The organism is Polaribacter pacificus (assembly GCF_038024035.1).
GTDB lineage: Bacteria > Bacteroidota > Bacteroidia > Flavobacteriales > Flavobacteriaceae > Polaribacter > Polaribacter pacificus.
Map to the genome: position 1 here is coordinate 1,707,649 of NZ_CP150664.1, position 19,112 is coordinate 1,726,760.

The window sequence follows — 19,112 nt, forward strand, 5'->3', positions numbered from 1 at the left end:
ATTACAAGACCATTAAATTACAGCCTCGAATATCTGAATTATCAAAACGACCTATCACCTCAAAAGTATCATCTTTAAAGACTTTTCCTAAATCTTGCGTGGCAATAAAAGAACAGGAATTATAATTGGCCAAATCTATGATATTAATCCCTCCTGATACTCCTGTTGGCATAATGCTTAAAGGATCTTCTGTATCTCGGATTAAAATATGCATCCAAGGTGGACAGGCAAAAATACCATTGCCCTTTGAGTAGGCTTGGCTAAGCAACTCAGTCATGCCATATTCAGAGTGTATGGTCTTCACTCCAAAGCCATCTTGTAATACTTGGTGCAGTTCTTTTCGTATCATTTCTTTTCTTCTCCCTTTCATGCCACCAGTCTCCATAACTAAGGTATTCTTTAGCTGAAACTGCTGTTGTTCTATCAGATCAAGCAATGCAAAGGAAACCCCAATCAACAAAACTTTAGTACCTGCCTGGTCTAATACTTTCAGTTTTTGAGCAAGTTCTTCCAAATTGTTTAGGTAAAAACCGCTGTGCTCATTTTCTGATTTCAAAATCAAATCATGAACCATATACACCAACGAGGAGCCTTTTCTTTCTAAATAGTTTGGCAACAAAGCCAATACCGCATAGTCTTTGATATCGCTATAAAAACGGTGAAAGCCATGAAGGTAACTTTGTTTATAATACTCGACATCTGTAATGTAGTGCTTGCTTGTTATGGCTCCGGTAGTTCCAGAACTGGTAAAAACCTCTTCAACTTCATCTAAAGAAGAAAGCACTTTTTTGCTTTTAAAAAATTCAATAGGCAAAAAAGGAATTTGTGCTAGCTCTTTAACATCACTTGGATGGATGTACAACAAATCACAAAAAGAACGATACACTTTGTTATGAGCAAATTGATGCTTAAAAACTTGAAGCGCACAGGTCTGAAAATCTTTAGCTGTTTGTATGTTAAAAATCTGTTCTTGCATATCTGTACAAAAATAAGAGTATTTTACCAGCTGCTTAGCTGATTGCTAAAGAATTTCTTATGGTGACACTAATTTTTAAATGTTTAAAATAAAACAAATAAAGGCCATATTGTTTAAAATTTTTATGTCTTAAATTATTTGTAACTTTGAATTCTCTTTAAAGAATTAAATACATTACTTATGACGGATTTTGGTATCAAAGAAGCCTTAAAAGAATTAGGCATACAAGAAATAAACAATGGAACATCTACAGGTTCTAACAGTTTTGGAAGTGGAGAAGTTATTTCTTCATACTCTCCTACAGATGGAGCTCTTATTGGAAAAGTGTCAAGCACTACCCAAGAAGATTATGAACAAGTAATGAAAACGGCCAGCAAAGCATTTTTATCATTTAGAGATGTGCCTGCACCACAAAGAGGTGAAATTGTTCGTCAATTTGGAAATAAATTAAGAGAATTAAAAGAGCCTTTAGGAAAATTGGTTTCCTATGAAATGGGAAAATCGTTGCAAGAAGGTTATGGAGAGGTTCAGGAGATGATTGACATCTGTGACTTTGCCGTTGGTTTATCTAGACAATTAAATGGTCAAACTATCCCTTCAGAGCGCCCTGGGCATGTAATGAGAGAGCAATGGCACCCTATTGGTGTAGTTGGAATAATTTCTGCTTTTAATTTTCCAGTAGCTGTTTGGGCTTGGAATACGGCTTTGGCCTGGATCTGTGGAGATGTTTGTGTTTGGAAAGCTTCAGAAAAAGCGCCTTTGTGTTCAATCGCATGTCAAAATATTATTGCTGGAGTTTTAAAAGAAAATAAGTTACCTGAGGGTATTTCTAATATCATCAATGGAGATTATAAAGTTGGTGAGATGATGACTACAGATACTCGAATTCCTTTAGTATCTGCAACTGGATCAACAAGAATGGGAAGAATCGTTGGAGCAACTGTTGCGCAACGTTTTGGAAAATCTTTATTAGAGCTAGGAGGAAACAATGCAATTATTATTACACCAACTGCCGATTTAAAAGTGGTGGTTCCTGGAGCTGTCTTTGGCGCTGTTGGTACCTGTGGACAACGTTGTACATCAACAAGAAGACTAATCATACACGAGTCTGTTTATGACAAAGTAAGAGATGCTATTGTGGGTGCTTATAAACAACTAACCATCGGAAATCCACTAGATGAAAAGAATCATATTGGGCCATTAATTGACAAAGATGCTGTAAATACCTATTTGGCTGCTATCGAAAAAGCAAAAGCTGAAGGAGGAAATGTGCTTGTAGAAGGTGGTGTTTTAGAAGGCAAAGGCTATGAAAGTGGCTGCTATGTTAAGCCTGCCATTATCGAAGCTGAAAATCATTTTGAAATAGTACAACACGAAACTTTCGCACCAATTTTATATCTAATGAAATATACAGGAGAGGTAGAAAATGCAATCGAAAAACAAAATGGCGTTGCTCAAGGATTGTCATCGGCTATCATGACCAATGAAATGAAAGAGGCAGAAAAGTTTTTATCGTATGCAGGTTCTGATTGTGGTATTGCCAATGTAAACATCGGTACTTCTGGTGCAGAAATTGGAGGCGCTTTTGGTGGTGAAAAAGAAACAGGTGGTGGACGTGAGTCTGGATCTGATGCTTGGAAAGTATATATGAGAAGACAAACAAATACTGTAAATTATTCAGACGAGTTGCCTTTGGCACAAGGAATAAAATTTGATTTATAGTTTTTAATAATATCAAATAAAAGCCCACTCCATTGAGTGGGTTTTTTGTTTAAAGAGCCTTATTAAACTATAATGTCTATTTTTATAGCAACCAAAAAAAATGATTCATGAAAAAAATTATTTGCTTCTGTATTCTTATTAGCATGATTTCTTGCAATTCAGAAAAGACTTACGATGTCGGACAAATTAGTACACCAAAGGGTGAAATTTTAATTTGGCTACATAAGGAAACACCAAAACACAAGGCAAGTTTTATGCAATTAGCAAATGATGGATATTGGGATGACCAAACCTTTAATCGGGTAATCCCAAATTTTGTTGCTCAAGGTGGCTGTCCAGATACACCAGAAGGTTTTAACGATCCAGAGTTTTTATTAGAACCAGAGTTTGATGAAAAGTTGCGTCATGTCTATGGTGCTGTTGGTGCTGGTCGTGATGACAACCCCAAAATGCTTTCGGCTAGATGCCAATTTTATATCGTTCAAAATAAAAATGGCTTAAGTAGGCTAGATGGAAAATACACCATTTTTGGAAAAGTCATAAAAGGGATGGATGTTGTAAACACCATTACAAATATAGAACGTGATGCTACCAATAAACCACTAGCAGATATTTCTCTAGATATAAATATGATTAAAATGAAAGCAACTGAATTAAAGAAGATTTATCCTGAAGGTTTGTAAAAAAAATTTGTTACTTGATTAAACCATATTAAAAAATAATAGTCTAAGCGTAGAACTACCATGTTGAAATAATTTATTGAAACTGGTCGTCAAAAATTTTAAAATCTAAAAACAAGTATAAAATGAAAGCAAAACACTTAGCAATTACCATCTTATTTTTTATTGGTACACTATCAATTCAGGCGCAAAGAGGAGAAAGACCAGATCCTAAAGCACAAGCAAAAGCCAATGTTGAGGCTTGGACCAAAGCGTTTAAATTAACAGAAGATCAACAGAAAAAAGCCTATGAGGTAATTTTAGCTTCTAATGACAAAAGAACTAAAGCTTTTGCAGAGCTTAGAGAAAACGGAGGAGGTCGTGAAGAAATGATGGCTGCTTTTACCAAAATGCAAGAAGACACTGACAAAGAATTGAAAAAAATCTTTACAGAAGCACAATGGCCATTGTACGAAAAATGGAAAAAAGAAAATTCTCAACGCCAAAGAGGTGGTAATAGAGGAGGCAACAGAGGTGGTAAATAATCACTTTTTATCGTAAAACTTAGAACATCCAACTCAATTGAGTTGGATGTTTTTTTTTGGCTTTTAATTATACTTTACCTTTCTCAAAACCCTCATCGCTTCTTTGTACTTAATATACGTGGTTTTGTCCTGCATGTTTTTGATATAATCTTTGGTTTTTTCTAATTGCTCTGGCGCATCTAAAAATCCATTTAGGTAACAAATTAAATAACTGGTTGGCAAACGGTAAACATCTTCATGTTCTAAAACAGAAAGTGGAAGTTCATGTTCTATTTTATAGACAATCGCATTATTGTTTTCATAAATATGTTCTATAATTTCGGCATCGTATTGTGGCGGGACAAATAGCAGTTCTTTAACGATATCATAAGTACCGTTGTCTTTAAAATTAATAATTGTTTTTTCTAAAGGATGATGGGTTTCTTTTGCATCGATGCCTAATAAAATATACTCGGTGATAATAAAAGAATTTTTATTCACCTTAATTTGAACCTCATCCATAGAAGAAAAGAACAACCGAACCTGCTCATTGACAAGCTCTATATCTACTCTAGAAAAAAATGTTTGCCCTTCTATTTGAGTCTTTTTACCTGCCCAACACAGCACAAATTGCTCTTTAAACACCTTGTATTGTGGATGGTATTCTTTTTTGTGATTTTTAAAAAAATCAAAAACCCCTTTTAAAGTCAACTCTATATTGTTACTGGCAATTTTCTCAATTGCCTCGACAATATCTTTATTTTGAACTTGAACTTCTATAGGTGATGATGCCTGCATAGAATTGCTTCCTCTTCTAAAAAAGATAGCTCCCTTTTTATACTTCCAACTATTTTTAGACAGTGATGTGGTCTTTTTATTAGGGGCAATACTCACCAAGCCAACTACTTTATGTCTTGGCAATCTTGGAAATGGGACATTTTCATATTGAATGGTTGGTGGATTGATTAGATAGGCATTTACTAAATTTTGGATTTTGCTATCATCAAAAAAATCAACCCCAATAATATTATTCTCAGGATCATCTACTCCAACTACGATATAAGAGTTGTTCTCAGGATTTGAGTTGGATAATGCGCAAATATGTTTAATAAATTTAGCTTTACCTTCTTTGTGATCAAGTGATAATTTTTGCTTTTTATCATAAAAACTGTTCTCATCATTATGAGCCAATAAGTTTTTAATTAAAAGGCGCTTGTTAATCATCTCAGTTTTTTTTCAATAAAGTTGGGCTTGCTTGTGCGGTTGGATATACAACCAGGTCTTCTATATTAACATGAGCGGGTCTGGTGACCACAAAATGAATAATCTCTGCAATGTCTATAGCTTGCAATGCTTGATAACCGGCATATACGTTTTTAGCCTTTTCTGTATCTCCTTTAAAACGCACTTCAGAAAACTCAGTTTCTACTGCTCCAGGATGAATGGCAGAAACTCTGATATTGTACTCATTTAAATCAATACGCATGGCCTTGTTTAAGGCATTTACAGCGTGCTTAGAGGCACAGTATACATTTCCGTTAGGATATACTTCTTTTCCCGCTATAGAGCCTATATTAACGATAAAACCACTATTTTGTTGAATCATTTTTGGGATGATGGCCTTAGATACATACAACAGGCCTTTTACATTGATATCTATCATGGCATCCCAATCATCCAAATCTCCATCTTGGATGCTGCTTAAGCCGTGAGCATTCCCCGCGTTGTTAATTAAAACATCTATTTGCTGGAATTCTTTAGGCAATTGTTTAATGGCTTCTATAACTGCCTCGCGATTTCTTACATCAAAAGTAAGCGTTGTTACCTCTGTATATTGACTCAATTCTTTTTGCAACTCAGCTAAACGCTCTGATCTTCTCCCACAAAGAATCAAGCGGATGTTGTTCTTTGCAAACAAGCTGGCAGTTGCTTTACCAATACCAGAAGTCGCGCCTGTTATAAATGCTGTTGGATTCATTTTAAATGTTTTGGTTAAAGATAGTCGATTCTCTTAAAAAAGAAAAAAGTTTTAGGCATGAAAAAACCGCTCTACCTCTAGAGCGGTTTACTTTAGTTGATTGGTTTAACAACCAACTAAAAATCAACTAACCAAACTTTATTTTAAATCTCTTCTAATTTTTATATCTCTTTGTATTTTAGTACGTTTTCTATTGTTATTCCTTACAGCTGGTTTTGGATTGTCAGTTTTTAAATACTGTACAAAACCTCTACCCATAAATTCATAAGCTGTTCCAGAATTAATATGATACAATTCTATCTTTCTATCATTAATAACGCTTAATTCAAACTCTTCAGTATCGCCTCCATCATAATTAAGTGTTAAAATCTTTAAATTGTTATATCCATCAATATCAAACACTCTATAACTACCAACATAGTTCCATTGAATACTCTCAATAGTTGTGCCAAATGGATCTCTAGAGCTATAAAATGTTGTTAAATTCTCTGGTGTAAACTGCAAATAGTTTTCAGAATCAAACGCATTATGAGCGCCTCCAATAGTGGCTACTTTTTCCCAAGCAACATACTCTTGTAAAAAATATTCTATGTTTTCATAAAACAATTTATCATAGTCAAAATTGTTTCTTTGATAGCCTACCAAATAATAGGTGACATTGTTAAAATCGTCACGAATTTTAATCTCATTTGGAGAAATTTGGATCACATCAAAATCAACAGTTCCATCAATGCTGTGATTGGTTTCTAAATATCCATTTCGAGTATTATAGTTCCCTACTATAATTCCAAGGCCGTTGCCCGTTACTCCTATATCAGTAATATTATTATTAGCATACATCCTCCCATTTAAAAATGAAAGTGTAAAAGCTCTTGAAACAAAAGGAATTTCTCCTGTTCCGGTAGTTCTATGATAATCTACATACCATAAATCGTATCCAGAAACCAATTCGTCTAAACTAATTTGGTTTCCGAACTCATCATCAAACTGAGTACACGAGCTAAACAGTACTCCTGCAAACAGTGCTACTAAAATTAGTTTAATTGATTTCATAGGCTCAGTATTTAAGAACATTACTATAGAGGTTTCAAAATACGTGCCAAAAAAAAAGCAAGCCATAAATAGCTTGCTTACCAATACAAAAAAGTATTGTTATTTATTGATTCATATTCGAAGAAACTTCTTCTAAATCTGATACTTTAAAATACTTTATTTTACCATCCTTTAAATAGCTTAATACAGCTTCATTAGGGCCTAGTTGAAATGGGGTGGACTGTTTTTTTTCAGTTGCTTTTACTTGTCCAACAACGGGTATATTTCTGCTGTTGTTAAAAAAACCAACAACATAGGTAGTCCCTGCTATTTCTTGTAGTTCTACTTTTACACTTTTTTGCTGAAAATAAATTGAATCAAATTCAACAGGCTTAGTTGCCTTATAAGCAAAACTTACTTTTGTTCCTCCAACATTGGGCTGGCCACCTTTCCAGTAATTATAGGTAGCTGATTGAATTGTAAAGGGAGCTTGCTTCTCAAATTGAGTCGTTTTACATTGACTTAGGCTAAAAGCAATTAAAACTAAGAGGAATATTTGTACTTTTTTCATTTTGCAAAAATTTAAAATCTTTTAAATAGAGAGTACAATCTACAAAAAAAGAGCGTATCAGTGTTTGATACGCTCTTTAATTTATAAATTTTGCTAAATAAAACTATTTAGGGACTTCTATTAATTCTTCAATGCCTGCCGCTTTCTAAATAAATTAGTTTCGCTTAATTATTCAGCGCTTCCGCACCTTTTTGAAAATTTAACTTCGCTAACGCTACGCCTAATTATTAAGTGCCTCGCTCTCTAAATAATTTAGCTCCGTTACTCTTCGCTTAATTATTTAGAGCTTCCGCTCCACCAACAATTTCTAAAATTTCATTGGTAATAGCAGCCTGACGTGCTTTGTTGTATTTTAACAACAAATCATCACGTAAGTCTTTTGCATTGTCTGTTGCTTTGTGCATCGCAGTCATACGAGCTCCGTGTTCTGCAGCAAAACTATCTCTAATTGATTTGTACAATTGAGTTTTTAACGATTTTGGAATCAACTCTAATACAATCTCTTCTTTAGATGGCTCAAAAAGATAATCTAAATTTGTATTTACATTTTCTCCTTCTACCGGCTTAATTGGTAAAAATTGCTCAACAGTTGGGATTTGAGTAGCGGCATTTTTAAAACGATTGTAAACCAATTCTATTTTATCATAGCTTCCGTCAACAAACAACTGCATCAATTTTTCTGCAATTACTGCTACATTATCAAAGTTAAGTTCATCAAAAATGCTAATATTATTATCGATAACCTTAAAATCTTTCGATAAAATGGCGTCTCCTTTTTTTCCAATGGTTAACAATTCTACAGTACTGTTACTGTATTTTTGTTCTATTGTTAAAAGAGTTTCTTTAATTACAGAAGAGTTAAACCCTCCACACAAACCTCTGTTTGATGTTACAACAACTAATAATACTTTTGAAACCTCTCTTTGTTCAGAATAAGCTCCTCCTGCATCACCTTCTAAAGTAGCACTTAAACTTTGTAACAATTCTGTTAATTTTGAAGAATAAGGACGCATTGCAGTAATTGCATCTTGTGCCTTTTTCAACTTTGCAGCAGATACCATTTTCATAGCACTGGTAATCTGCATGGTAGAACCAATTGAGGTAATTCTGTTACGTATTTCTTTTAAGTTTGCCATACTGTTTCGTATTGGGTATTAAGTACTGCATATCAGGTTAATTGATATGCAGTAATAATCTAGCTCTTACTTAGGCTTTATATTTGCTTGATATTTCTTTTGCTGCGTTCTCTATAGTAGCAATTACTTCGTCAGTTAATTTTCCAGCTTTTAAAGTATCTAAAGCATCTCTATGCTTCGCATTTAAAAACGCTAGGAAATCTTTTTCGAATTCTTTTACCTTTTCTACAGGAACATCTTTTAACAAGTTTTTAGAACCTGCATAAATGATAGCAATTTGATCTTCTACAGCATACGGATCATTTTGTGCTTGTTTCAAAATCTCAACGTTACGTTGTCCTTTAGAAATTACACTCATGGTAGCAGCATCCAAATCAGAACCAAACTTTGCAAAAGCTTCTAACTCACGGTAAGCAGCTTGATCCAGTTTTAAAGTTCCAGATACTTTCTTCATTGATTTAATCTGAGCGTTACCACCAACACGAGATACAGAAATACCCACGTTAATTGCTGGACGTACACCAGAGTTAAACAAATCTGATTCTAAGAAAATCTGACCATCAGTAATCGAAATTACGTTGGTTGGAATATAGGCAGAAACATCTCCTGCTTGTGTTTCAATAATTGGCAATGCTGTTAATGAACCTCCACCTTTTACAATCGATTTTAACGAATCTGGTAAATCATTCATGTCTTTTGCAATTGCATCATCATTGATCACCTTTGCAGCACGTTCTAACAATCTAGAGTGTAAGTAAAATACATCCCCTGGATATGCCTCACGTCCTGGAGGTCTTCTTAATAATAATGAAATTTCACGGTATGCTACTGCTTGCTTAGATAAATCATCATAGATAATTAAAGCAGGTCTTCCTGTATCACGGAAATACTCACCAATAGCGGCTCCAGCAAACGGTGCATATACTTGCATCGAAGCAGGATCAGAAGCATTTGCTGCAACGATAGTCGTATAAGCTAAAGCTCCTTTATCTTCTAACATACTAGCAATAGCAGCAACTGTAGATGCTTTCTGTCCGATAGCAACATAAATACAGTAAACTGGCTCACCAGCATCATAAAATTCTTTTTGATTTAAAATGGTATCAAGTGCAACGGTAGATTTACCAGTTTGACGGTCACCAATAATCAACTCACGTTGACCACGACCTACTGGAATCATTGCATCAATTGATTTGATCCCTGTTTGTAAAGGCTCAGTAACTGGCTCACGGAAAATTACTCCTGGAGCTTTACGCTCTAAAGGCATTTCGTAAGTAGTTCCTTCAATAGGTCCTTTACCATCAATTGGGTTACCAAGGGTGTCAACAACACGTCCAACAACGCCTTCACCAGCTCTTAAAGAAGCAATACGCTCAGTACGTTTTACAATAGAACCTTCTCTAACCGTGTTTGAAGCTCCTAATAATACAACACCTGCGTTGTCTTCTTCTAAGTTCAAAACGATTCCTTCTAATCCTCCTTCAAATTCTACCAACTCACCGTATTGTACGTTTGATAAACCATACACACGAGCAATACCATCACCTACTTGTAATACGGTACCTACTTCATTTAACGAAGCTTTTGCTTCGAAATTTGTCAATTGTTGCTTTAAAATTGCTGATACTTCAGCCGGTTTAATTGTTGCCATCTGTTCTAATTTGATGTATAATTAAATTTTTGGAATGTACTGACTGTTGTCAAATTCCTTTCTTAATTCGTTAAAATTGTTTGAGATACTTGCATCGTATTGCATATCTCCTACGCGTAATATAAAACCTCCTAAAATAGAAGGATCAATAATGTTTTCTATACTGGTTTTATTACCTGTAAGTGCCATTACCTTTTCTAAAATCTTTTCTTCAAGATCTTTAGTCATTGGAAAAGCAGTAGTCACTTTAGCAATATCTTTGCTTTTTAAATAATCATAGATAATAGAGTAATGAGCAGCAATTGTTTGCAACATCACCATTCTTTTATTATCTTCTAGCAAGTGAAATAAGCCTAATGAAATAGCATTGACTTTATCTGTAAAAATACTATTTAAAACTTTTCTTTTTGCAGACGCTTTAATTACAGGGCTTTTTAGCATTGTTTGCAAATCTTCATTTTCATTGATTGTACTTACAATCAATTGCATGTCTAAATTTACAGCCTCTTCTATTCCTGTTTCTTTTGCTAGGTTTAATACAGCTCTAGCATATCGTAATGCTGGTCTTGCTCCTTTCATAGTATACTAGTTTAAGGTAACGTCTTGAAGCATTCCCTCTACCAATTTTACCTGATCTTCTTGAGAGTTTAATTCTTTTCTCAAAACAGCTTCAGCAATTACGATTGATAATTCTCCAACTTCTTTCTTTAAATGTGCTAAAGCAGCTTGTTTTTCTTGATTGATAGACTCTTTAGCCAATTCAATCATTCTGTTTGCTTCTTCTTTAGCTTCATCTTTAGCTTCAGAAATCATTTGATCTTTGATCTCACGAGCTTCTTTAAGCATCGCGTCTCTTTCTGATCTTGCTTGCTTTAAAAGATTTGCATTGTCAGCAGTTAAGTTTTGCATTTCTTTTTTAGCCTCTTCTGCAGATGCCAATGCATTCTTAATCCCTTCTTCTCTATCGTTTACAGCGTCTAAAATTGGTTTCCATGCAAATTTCTTTAGCAGTACAACCAACAACACAAACAATACGCCCATCCATACAAACAGACCAAAAGAAAAATCGTTTATTAACTTATCCATATTATTTACCTATATAATTTTAATCTCTCTCTTTAATGTTAAACAAAAGCTATAACCAACCGTTATAGCTTTTGTTAGCTTTTTTAAGCTGCAAATAATGCAGCAAATCCGATACCTTCAATTAAGGCAGCAGCAATTAACATTGCTGTTTGGATTTTCCCAGAAGCTTCTGGTTGACGTGCGATTGCGTCCATTGCTGAACCACCAATCTTACCGATACCTAAACCTGCACCGATTACGATCAATCCAGCTCCAATAAAATTTAATCCTTCCATTATATATATATTTAATTATTAAACATTCAATTTTTAGTGATCATTATGTTCTTCTACTGCTGAACCGAAGTACAAGGCAGATAACATAGTGAAAATATACGCTTGCAACGCTGCTACTAATAATTCAAGAAGCGAAAGCGCAAAGGCAAGTCCAAATGATAATGGACTTCCAATCCAGCTCTTAAAGATAAACATTAAACCGATAATACTCATCAGTACAATGTGACCTGCTGTAATGTTTGCATACAAACGAATCATCAATGAAAATGGCTTAATCACCATTCCTAATAACTCTATCGGAGCTAAAACAATTCTCATTAATTTAGGAACTCCTGGCATCCAAAAAATATGCCCCCAATAACTTTTATTAGCGGTAACAGTTGTCAATACAAATGTGATAAGTGCTAACACAAAAGTTACGGCAATATTATTAGTTACATTTACTCCTAATGGTGTTAAACCTAATAAGTTTACAATCCATACAAAGAAGAATACAGTTAATAAATAACTCATGTATTTTCTATAGTGCTTTTCTCCAATATTAGGAATCGCAATATCATCTCTAATATACAATATGATTGGCTCTAACAAACGCCCCATTCCTGTTGGAAGTGCACTCTTTTTATAGTTCTTAGCCATTCTTGTAAACATAAAGAACATTAGCAATGAAACTAAAAAGATAAACACAACGTTTTTAGTAATTGAAAAATCTAAGGGTTTTACATTGGTTGGATGATGTTCTGCATCGTAACTGATCGTTCCTGCAGCATCCGTTTTGTAGATTTTATTGTGATACACCTTGTAGTAGTCTCCACCTACCTCAGCTACAGTTTCCCCATAGTGAAATTTAGATGATGAAAATACTTTTAATCCTCCATCCCATAAGATAACAGGCAAAGGAAAACCAACATGTACTTTTTCTCCTTCATCACTAGTGTACGAGTACAAACCAAAGTCATACGAATCTAACAAGTGGTGACTAATGTACTCCTTAATGGATACTTTTAAACTCTTGTCTTGGGTCTGTGCCGAAGCTGTCGTTTCATCATGTTGTTGTGCAACAGATGCAAACGAAACTAAAAACAGTAAAAAGCTAATCTTTTTTAATAAAAATTTTCTTCGCATATCACTCTGATAATAGTGTCTTAAAAATCGCTGCAAAGGTAGGTTTTTCTCTTAAATTGAAAAACTATTTACAAGTTTATTTTTTTGATGTTTTCTGACGACCTAAATATTACTCGTTTTTTGGAAGGTTTAGAAGTTTGATCAAGCCCAAAGTTTCTGTAAGTAAACTAGTTATATAGGGAACAAAAAAAGCAAAAAAAGCTACCTTAGAGCTTGAACCCGCTAGTTGATAACCAGCGTAAAAGAAAATAAAAAATACAGCAAATTTTAACAAACTACCCGCCATAAATAAAAAGCCCAGTTGTTCATGGTATTTTTTTCTTAATAGAAATAAGGTTGTAAAAATGACTATTGCTAAAAGACCATTAGCAATATATGCTTCTATAAGTTGATACGAAAACAGCGGAAGGTCTAATTTGTTTAGGACAAACAAATGAATAACGAACACCAAACTCAAGGCTATTGTTACCACCAATATAAAGGGCAGCACCAAATCTTTTGCCCTATGAATCTTTTTCATTGATTTTTTTTAGTTGGGCCATTAGGCTCACAAGTGTTCCTACAAAAGCCAGAAGAATAAGCACAAGTGTAACATAATTCTTTTCAAAATTATAATGTGCGTCTATGCGCTTACCAACATAGGCTGCTACATAAATGGTAATTCCCATTTGTAAACCAATCCCGGTAAGTCTTACAAATTTATTAAGCTGTTTTTTCTGAGGCTCCTTTTGCATCTTTTTGATTGATATCCTTTAGGGCTCCTTTCATACTGCAAGTAGCGTTTACAGAAGCACCTGGCTCAACAGAAAGCTTGCCAATGACAACTTCTCCTGTAATGTTTGCCGTTGCTTTGATGGTAAGCATGGTATTTACTTTTAAATCCCCAGAAAATTTGCCTTCAATATCTGCATTTTCACATTCAACAGTCCCTTTAACAGTACCTTCTACACCAATAATCACTCGACCTTTAGTCTTTAAAGTTCCTTCTAAAATTCCGTCAATTCTAAAATCACCGTCAGAGCTTAACTCTCCAACAATCGTTGTATTTTTAGCTAAAATATTTCTTTCCATAATCGTGGGTTTACTTGATTTTTTTTCGTTTGAAAACATGAGAATAAATTTATTTTAATTGTTTTAAAAGTTCTTTCGCTCGAATTCCTTCTTCTAGATTAGCATAATTTTTTGACACAAATTCTAAGGCTTTTTTATAAGCTTCTTTTGTCTGGTATTTGCCAATTGCAAAAGCTTTTAACAACTCAAATTTAGCAATTAATTTTGATTCTTGAAGCATTGGGCTCAATTGATCTATTTGACTAACCACTTCTCTGTGATAATTTTCTTTAAATAATTGATACAGATCCTTATACAACGACTCAATGTCATTGTCTTTATTGTCTGAAATAAAGCCTTTGTTATCCGTTAAAATCTCTGCATATCTAGAGCTCGGATAATTTTTAATAATCTCGTTTTTATAGGTTTCAGCTTTTGGATGATTGAGCTCCTTATACACCTGATACAACTGATAATAACTAGGTAAAATTAAATCTTTATCAGGCTTAAGACTTATTAATCGCTCTAATCTGAGGGCTGCTAAACTCAAGTTTTTAAACTGTTCTTTATAGATAATACCAGTCTCATACAGTGCTTCATTTCTGTAAAAACGAAGTGAATCTATAACTGCTCTATTGGTTGGTATACGAGACATATAAGTAGAAAGATTGTAAGATGCTTTGTTGATTTCTTCTTTAACATTAGTGCTTTTGTCTGTATTTAGCTGTGCCTTGTCAGAAATTCTCCAATTGTCTTCTAAAGGTCGATTTCCCCATTGTTTTTCAAAAGCAGCTTTTCCAAAAGCCACTAGTTGAGTATTATAAAAATACCACTTGCCTTTAGAGTTGGGTTGTGCAGCACTAACCCCTCCAGAAGAATTTCCAAAAGAGCTGGAGTTTAATGCCTGTTGAACTCGTTGCTCATCGGCAGCTTTTAATGCAGCGATGTGTTTTTCAAAAAAGCTTCTCTGTGCTGTTTTGGGCATTGAAACGATGTTTAAAATACTATCATTATTTTGCAAAACACCCTCCAACTGAAGTAGGTTTGCAAGCCCTTTATGCTTTCTGTTGATGGTTCTTATGCGTGGGTCTTGGATATTTTTATTGATCTTAAGAATGCTATCATAATACTTACCCGCTATTAAATAATTCGCTTTTTTAAACTCGATATCACCTAGTTTCTCATAAGAATACGTTTTGTGATACGCAGTCATTGATTTTGATTGTAGCGATTTTTTTAAATAGTCGATGGCTAATTCTGTGCTGTCTCTACTAGCTTCTAAAAGCGCCATCTGATAATACAATTCACCTTCAAATTGCTGATTGGTTCCATCGCTTAAGAGTTTTTTAAATTTTAACAATAACGGAGCAATTGCCTTGTTATTTGATTCATTTTTAGCGATTTCTATTTGTGCGTGAATTTTAAAACCATAGGATGCTTTTTTAAAATTTACCAGCTTTAAAAAAACTTTCTTGGCAAGGTCTTTTTGGTTTTGCAGTGCATAAAGCTGTCCTAAAACAAACAGGTTTCTTTGACCTTGTTGAACATTTTTAAGGGTTCTTGTCGCTAAATTTAACTGCCGAATCGTCTCTTGTATATTCCCTTTTTTTTGATAGGCTATGGCAAGTGCAGTATGCGCTTGCTCTTTAATTTCTGTCGAAGCACTCGGGTCTCTTAAAAGTAGACTTAAGGTTTCTATCGCAAAGCTTTCATTGTTTAGCCTGATATTGGCTTTTGCTCTCCAAATCTTGGTTTCATCTCTTAAATTGGCCTTTGGATCTGTAGTAAGAATATAATTAAACGCATCAATCGCAGGGGCAAATCTTTGGGTATAATAGCGAGACTTACCCAAAAGCAAATAGGCATCATCCATTTGACTATTTCGTTCTGTACCATCAATATTGATAGAGTGTAACTGAATGGCTTTTACCGCTTTTTCTTCTGCCTTTTCAAAAGAAGTTGCATTTTTATTTTCTGATTTCGCTTGAGGGTTATTTGTGCTTGTAATTTCTGAAAGCACACTTATTGATGTGTCAAAAGCCAAGGGCTCTATCTCAATTAACTCCCAAAAATTATCTTGGTAAGAAGCATTGAGCTCTTCCAAGCCCTCTTCAAAGGCAAGGTGCCCATTATAAAGTATGTTGTACTTGGCGGTAACAGCATTATAAGTTCGGCTAATGATTCCATCTCTTTTTGGGCTGCATGAAAACAACATAAGCGCCAATCCCAAAAAACAAACCTGTTGTTTATATCCACTCATATCGCCAAAAATTGCTTTACCTTTTTTCATAGAAAAACTCTTAGTAACAACTATTTTTCAAAAAAAATATTGTTGCTAAGAGCTGTAAAAATAAGAATAATTAAAAAACCGCTTCTATACAGAGAAATAACTTTCCAATTCTTTTAAAGTTTCTGCTGATGTTTCAAGATCCTTTACAACCTTTCCTTTGTCTAAAACAACGATTCGTTCACAGACTTCTGTTACATGGCTCAGATCATGGCTTGAAACAAGCACAGTAACTTCTTTACTGTCTGTAAGCGTTTTTAATATTTTTTTCAATCGAATTTGAGTAGTAGGATCTAAATTAGCAAAAGGTTCATCTAAAATAACAACCTGTGGATTTCCCATTAAAGCGGCTACGATACCTGCCTTTTTTTGATTTCCTTTACTCAAATCTCTTAAGTATTTCTTTTTTCCTAGAATTTCCCCATTAAAAAACTCTTCAAACTGTTTTATAAAAGCATTGACATCAGCAGTATTCATTCCTCTTAAATCACCGATAAACTGAAAGTATTCTTCAGGAGTTAAGTAGCCAATTAAAAAAGTTTCATCAATAAAAGAACCTGTAAATGTTTTCCAGTCTTCACTTTCGTTCACTACCACATTATGGTTAATTATTTGTCCTGTGCTTGGTCTAATTAAATCTAGCAATACATTAAAATAAGTGGTTTTTCCAGCTCCGTTATTTCCAACCAAGCCAAAACTTTGACCTTTTGGAATCTCTAAAGACTCTATGTTTAGTACTTCTGCTTGTCCGTATTTTTTTGAAATATTTGTTGATTGTATCATGATGTTTTGTGTCTAAATTTGTTGGTACTTATGCTTTTTGATTGAATGCATGGATAGCTGCATACTTATCTTTAACGTATTTTTTTGTTATCAAATTGATAAAATAATTTTTAAATACGATTCCTAATAATCCTGTAACTGCAATTGCAATTAAACCCGCGTTAACTCCAAAGGGATAACTAAACGCATAAAACAAAGCTACAGGAAAGCCCATAATTGGAATGACGATTAAAAACTGTGTGGCACTTGTACCTTGTGTGTTTCCAAACCCACTCTTATTTAAGTCAATTTGCTTTCTATTAAATGAACCTGCATACAGCAAAACCAGGGTGTTAAAACCAATATTAAAGAGTGCTCCAGCGGCGATCATTAAATAAATTTCAAGGCCAAAATACAAGTAAGGTGTTGCTAGTACAAATAGGATAGCAGTAATGGTGACCATTAAATACCATTTAGATTCTATGTATTTTCTGTACGATAAGTTTTGAGTCATTAGCATCTTGTAATACGAGCTTTCCCAGGCCGGAATAAACTGTCCGTAGTTTAAAGCAAATCCTCCTGTAATAAACATGGCTGCAAAAATTAAGAAGCCAGGCATTTTCTCTTTGTAAATAGGATTGGTAAAAAAGATTAAACCGTATAAAACAAAGGCAAATGACATTAAAAAAACTGTTTTTGTTCTTTTATTTCTCCAAATTAACCTGATTTCGTTTTTTATAAATGGCGCCATATCACCAAATCTGTTGGCCCAAGATAAATCAGCTGTATTTGCTTCTTTTACTTCTGTAGAGATAGCATCATCTAAATATACCTGATTTTTTAATTGTCTAAAATTAAGATAGTACAATGCCAAAAGTGCCCCCAAAGGAATAAGTGCATAAAATGAATTGCTAACAACTCCGTCAAAAACTGCTTGACTAAATCCGCTTATATCAAAAATATCAAAATATTGCAGCGCAAGGCTTCCTGCTAAAATTGTTGCAAGAGCACCCAAAGCAATATTATTTTTATTAATCAAAAAGTTTAAATAATTGGTACTTAAAATAAGCAATACCAAACAGGCAAGCCATCCTAAGACTCCACTTATATCATATCCTTCTTTAATCAAAACAATGGAAAAAGGGATGTAAAAAAAGAGTCCAAACACATTAAAAGCAGAAAAGGCTGATTTTCCTAAAATATAATGAACTAGCGAGTTTTTCTTAATGGGTAAAATAAGCAGCGGTTTGATATTCATAACAGGAAGCTTCTGCATCATGTATCTAAAAATCATATCGCCAATAAAAGCAAAAATTAAAACTGAATTGACTATTTGCAAAGGATCTGATTCTGGATAAACCTTTTTAAGAAGGTAAAAACCGCTAAGCCCTAATAACAAAAAAGAACCCAAAAGATACAAGGCAAAAAAGCCCATGATAATCTTAATAGCCAATCCTTTTTGCCAATACGATGAACGAAAATACTGTTTCCATTCTAACTGTAAAAAACGTGAAATCATTTGGTTGTATTTGTTTAGTTGATATTAATAAGTATCCAAAAAACCCTTTTTGTTACAAATTATTTATTGCATTTTGTATTCGGGGTAGGTTTCTGCTAACAATTCTGTCGCTTTTTGGGGCAAAATAATTGAACTCACATAAAAAACAATTGTTAAAAGTGTGGCCAAGGCAGCAATGAGTGCAAGCCAATAAAGTGATAAAACACTAATATCAATTTTAAAAATGTTGATAATTTGGTAAAGATTGACAATCGTTATTATAGAAAAACCTCCTCTAGAATCTCCAATCATGTCTTTTAATAACCAACGTTTTTCTTCTACCTGTCTTTTTTTTGCTGTTCTCTTGTATTTTATAAGTTTTATCAGATCATAAACCGCCCAACACGCTAATATAGAAGTAAGCACATAAAATGAATAAAGTTGCTGAAGCAGGATAAAATACAACATAAAAATCATACTTGTGGTAATGGCTTTAGGTAGTGTAAACCATTCTTTAACAAAGCGCCATAAAATTTTCCAATAGCGTTTGTACATGACTTTTTGTTTTTGCTCTACCACGTCCATAAATCCAAAAACACCGAATTTTTTAAACGAAAGGTCTCTGCCTTCTTCAAAAGACAATTGAGGTTGATCTATCCAAATTTGCTCAATATCATTTGCCAAATGATCTACTAGCTCTGTTTGTACATCGTAATGATAAACAAAGTGTTTACGTGTAAACTTGTATAGCTGATCAATATGTTCTTCTGTTAATGTCAT

Annotated in this window: 21 protein-coding genes; 3 read left to right on the forward strand and 18 right to left on the reverse strand. The window is 34.0% G+C overall.

The window, feature by feature from the left end:
- Nucleotide 1: 1 nt before the first annotated feature.
- Nucleotides 2–976 (reverse strand): acyl transferase, encoded by a 975-nt coding sequence (locus tag WHC90_RS07735; RefSeq protein ID WP_188597904.1) that lies wholly within the window; start codon nt 974–976, stop codon nt 2–4.
- 180 nt (nt 977–1,156) lie between these two features.
- Here WHC90_RS07735 and WHC90_RS07740 point away from each other — a divergent pair, with 180 nt between their 5' ends.
- The 3 genes from WHC90_RS07740 to WHC90_RS07750 all read left to right on the forward strand — a co-directional run bounded on the left by WHC90_RS07740 (nt 1,157) and on the right by WHC90_RS07750 (nt 3,902).
- A complete protein-coding gene (locus WHC90_RS07740) occupies nt 1,157–2,698 on the forward strand; it encodes an aldehyde dehydrogenase family protein (RefSeq protein ID WP_188597905.1) in 1,542 nt (513 codons plus the stop codon).
- Between the two features lie 107 nt (nt 2,699–2,805).
- The gene (locus tag WHC90_RS07745) at nt 2,806–3,381 is read left to right on the forward strand and encodes a peptidylprolyl isomerase (RefSeq protein ID WP_188597906.1); all 576 of its coding nucleotides are present in this window, start codon (nt 2,806–2,808) and stop codon (nt 3,379–3,381) included.
- 122 nt (nt 3,382–3,503) lie between these two features.
- Nucleotides 3,504–3,902: a hypothetical protein gene (locus tag WHC90_RS07750; protein ID WP_188597907.1), complete on the forward strand. Its 399-nt coding sequence runs from the start codon at nt 3,504–3,506 to the stop codon at nt 3,900–3,902.
- 63 nt (nt 3,903–3,965) lie between these two features.
- Here WHC90_RS07750 and WHC90_RS07755 read toward each other — a convergent pair whose 3' ends face one another.
- The 17 genes from WHC90_RS07755 to WHC90_RS07835 form a co-directional block, all read right to left on the reverse strand.
- Complete coding sequence (locus WHC90_RS07755) at nt 3,966–5,105, reverse strand: ATP-binding protein (protein ID WP_188597908.1); 1,140 nt, start codon at nt 5,103–5,105, stop codon at nt 3,966–3,968.
- A gap of 1 nt (nt 5,106) precedes the next feature.
- Nucleotides 5,107–5,859 (reverse strand): SDR family NAD(P)-dependent oxidoreductase, encoded by a 753-nt coding sequence (locus WHC90_RS07760; RefSeq protein WP_188597909.1) that lies wholly within the window; start codon nt 5,857–5,859, stop codon nt 5,107–5,109.
- A gap of 138 nt (nt 5,860–5,997) precedes the next feature.
- Entirely contained in the window at nt 5,998–6,912 is a 915-nt protein-coding gene (locus WHC90_RS07765) for a hypothetical protein (RefSeq protein WP_188597910.1), read from the reverse strand.
- A 103-nt stretch (nt 6,913–7,015) separates the two neighbouring features.
- Nucleotides 7,016–7,462, reverse strand: coding sequence for a hypothetical protein (locus tag WHC90_RS07770; protein WP_188597911.1), 447 nt, complete (start codon nt 7,460–7,462; stop codon nt 7,016–7,018).
- Between the two features lie 272 nt (nt 7,463–7,734).
- Nucleotides 7,735–8,598 carry an ATP synthase F1 subunit gamma gene (atpG, locus tag WHC90_RS07775; RefSeq protein WP_188597912.1) on the reverse strand — a complete coding sequence of 288 codons (864 nt, stop codon included), beginning with the start codon at nt 8,596–8,598 and terminating at the stop codon, nt 7,735–7,737.
- 70 nt (nt 8,599–8,668) lie between these two features.
- Entirely contained in the window at nt 8,669–10,249 is a 1,581-nt protein-coding gene (gene atpA / locus WHC90_RS07780; RefSeq protein WP_188597913.1) for a F0F1 ATP synthase subunit alpha, read from the reverse strand.
- Between the two features lie 21 nt (nt 10,250–10,270).
- Complete coding sequence (gene atpH, locus WHC90_RS07785; RefSeq protein WP_188597914.1) at nt 10,271–10,828, reverse strand: ATP synthase F1 subunit delta; 558 nt, start codon at nt 10,826–10,828, stop codon at nt 10,271–10,273.
- A gap of 6 nt (nt 10,829–10,834) precedes the next feature.
- Nucleotides 10,835–11,335 carry a F0F1 ATP synthase subunit B gene (locus WHC90_RS07790; RefSeq protein ID WP_188597915.1) on the reverse strand — a complete coding sequence of 167 codons (501 nt, stop codon included), beginning with the start codon at nt 11,333–11,335 and terminating at the stop codon, nt 10,835–10,837.
- Between the two features lie 83 nt (nt 11,336–11,418).
- Complete coding sequence (atpE, locus tag WHC90_RS07795) at nt 11,419–11,610, reverse strand: ATP synthase F0 subunit C (protein WP_188597916.1); 192 nt, start codon at nt 11,608–11,610, stop codon at nt 11,419–11,421.
- A gap of 33 nt (nt 11,611–11,643) precedes the next feature.
- The gene (gene atpB, locus WHC90_RS07800; RefSeq protein ID WP_188597917.1) at nt 11,644–12,735 is read right to left on the reverse strand and encodes a F0F1 ATP synthase subunit A; all 1,092 of its coding nucleotides are present in this window, start codon (nt 12,733–12,735) and stop codon (nt 11,644–11,646) included.
- A 109-nt stretch (nt 12,736–12,844) separates the two neighbouring features.
- Nucleotides 12,845–13,255 (reverse strand): DUF6168 family protein, encoded by a 411-nt coding sequence (locus WHC90_RS07805; RefSeq protein ID WP_188597918.1) that lies wholly within the window; start codon nt 13,253–13,255, stop codon nt 12,845–12,847.
- Nucleotides 13,239–13,469 (reverse strand): AtpZ/AtpI family protein, encoded by a 231-nt coding sequence (locus WHC90_RS07810; RefSeq protein ID WP_188597919.1) that lies wholly within the window; start codon nt 13,467–13,469, stop codon nt 13,239–13,241. The genes WHC90_RS07805 and WHC90_RS07810 overlap by 17 nt, the downstream gene beginning before the upstream one ends.
- Nucleotides 13,438–13,806 carry a bactofilin family protein gene (locus WHC90_RS07815; RefSeq protein WP_229664888.1) on the reverse strand — a complete coding sequence of 123 codons (369 nt, stop codon included), beginning with the start codon at nt 13,804–13,806 and terminating at the stop codon, nt 13,438–13,440. The genes WHC90_RS07810 and WHC90_RS07815 overlap by 32 nt, the downstream gene beginning before the upstream one ends.
- Nucleotides 13,807–13,855: 49 nt before the next feature.
- Nucleotides 13,856–16,075 carry a tetratricopeptide repeat protein gene (locus tag WHC90_RS07820; protein ID WP_229664889.1) on the reverse strand — a complete coding sequence of 740 codons (2,220 nt, stop codon included), beginning with the start codon at nt 16,073–16,075 and terminating at the stop codon, nt 13,856–13,858.
- A gap of 84 nt (nt 16,076–16,159) precedes the next feature.
- Nucleotides 16,160–16,855, reverse strand: a complete 696-nt coding sequence (locus WHC90_RS07825) for an ABC transporter ATP-binding protein (protein ID WP_188597921.1) — start codon at nt 16,853–16,855, stop codon at nt 16,160–16,162.
- Nucleotides 16,856–16,883: 28 nt separating this feature from the next.
- Nucleotides 16,884–18,353, reverse strand: coding sequence for a DUF5687 family protein (locus tag WHC90_RS07830; RefSeq protein WP_188597922.1), 1,470 nt, complete (start codon nt 18,351–18,353; stop codon nt 16,884–16,886).
- 63 nt (nt 18,354–18,416) lie between these two features.
- A complete protein-coding gene (locus tag WHC90_RS07835) occupies nt 18,417–19,112 on the reverse strand; it encodes a hypothetical protein (protein ID WP_188597923.1) in 696 nt (231 codons plus the stop codon).

Coding starts and splice junctions, on each gene's coding strand:
- atpB (WP_188597917.1), bottom strand. CDS start 12,735: ATGCGAAGAAAATTTTTATTAAAAAAGATTAGCTTTTTACTGTTTTTA.
- WHC90_RS07740 (WP_188597905.1), top strand. CDS start 1,157: ATGACGGATTTTGGTATCAAAGAAGCCTTAAAAGAATTAGGCATACAA.
- WHC90_RS07750 (WP_188597907.1), top strand. CDS start 3,504: ATGAAAGCAAAACACTTAGCAATTACCATCTTATTTTTTATTGGTACA.
- WHC90_RS07805 (WP_188597918.1), bottom strand. CDS start 13,255: ATGAAAAAGATTCATAGGGCAAAAGATTTGGTGCTGCCCTTTATATTG.
- WHC90_RS07760 (WP_188597909.1), bottom strand. CDS start 5,859: ATGAATCCAACAGCATTTATAACAGGCGCGACTTCTGGTATTGGTAAA.
- WHC90_RS07835 (WP_188597923.1), bottom strand. CDS start 19,112: ATGACATTAACAGAAGAACATATTGATCAGCTATACAAGTTTACACGT.
- atpE (WP_188597916.1), bottom strand. CDS start 11,610: ATGGAAGGATTAAATTTTATTGGAGCTGGATTGATCGTAATCGGTGCA.
- atpA (WP_188597913.1), bottom strand. CDS start 10,249: ATGGCAACAATTAAACCGGCTGAAGTATCAGCAATTTTAAAGCAACAA.
- WHC90_RS07815 (WP_229664888.1), bottom strand. CDS start 13,806: ATGGAAAGAAATATTTTAGCTAAAAATACAACGATTGTTGGAGAGTTA.
- WHC90_RS07765 (WP_188597910.1), bottom strand. CDS start 6,912: ATGAAATCAATTAAACTAATTTTAGTAGCACTGTTTGCAGGAGTACTG.
- WHC90_RS07745 (WP_188597906.1), top strand. CDS start 2,806: ATGAAAAAAATTATTTGCTTCTGTATTCTTATTAGCATGATTTCTTGC.
- WHC90_RS07770 (WP_188597911.1), bottom strand. CDS start 7,462: ATGAAAAAAGTACAAATATTCCTCTTAGTTTTAATTGCTTTTAGCCTA.
- atpG (WP_188597912.1), bottom strand. CDS start 8,598: ATGGCAAACTTAAAAGAAATACGTAACAGAATTACCTCAATTGGTTCT.
- WHC90_RS07755 (WP_188597908.1), bottom strand. CDS start 5,105: ATGATTAACAAGCGCCTTTTAATTAAAAACTTATTGGCTCATAATGAT.
- atpH (WP_188597914.1), bottom strand. CDS start 10,828: ATGAAAGGAGCAAGACCAGCATTACGATATGCTAGAGCTGTATTAAAC.
- WHC90_RS07825 (WP_188597921.1), bottom strand. CDS start 16,855: ATGATACAATCAACAAATATTTCAAAAAAATACGGACAAGCAGAAGTA.
- WHC90_RS07820 (WP_229664889.1), bottom strand. CDS start 16,075: ATGAAAAAAGGTAAAGCAATTTTTGGCGATATGAGTGGATATAAACAA.
- WHC90_RS07830 (WP_188597922.1), bottom strand. CDS start 18,353: ATGATTTCACGTTTTTTACAGTTAGAATGGAAACAGTATTTTCGTTCA.
- WHC90_RS07810 (WP_188597919.1), bottom strand. CDS start 13,469: ATGCAAAAGGAGCCTCAGAAAAAACAGCTTAATAAATTTGTAAGACTT.
- WHC90_RS07790 (WP_188597915.1), bottom strand. CDS start 11,335: ATGGATAAGTTAATAAACGATTTTTCTTTTGGTCTGTTTGTATGGATG.
- WHC90_RS07735 (WP_188597904.1), bottom strand. CDS start 976: ATGCAAGAACAGATTTTTAACATACAAACAGCTAAAGATTTTCAGACC.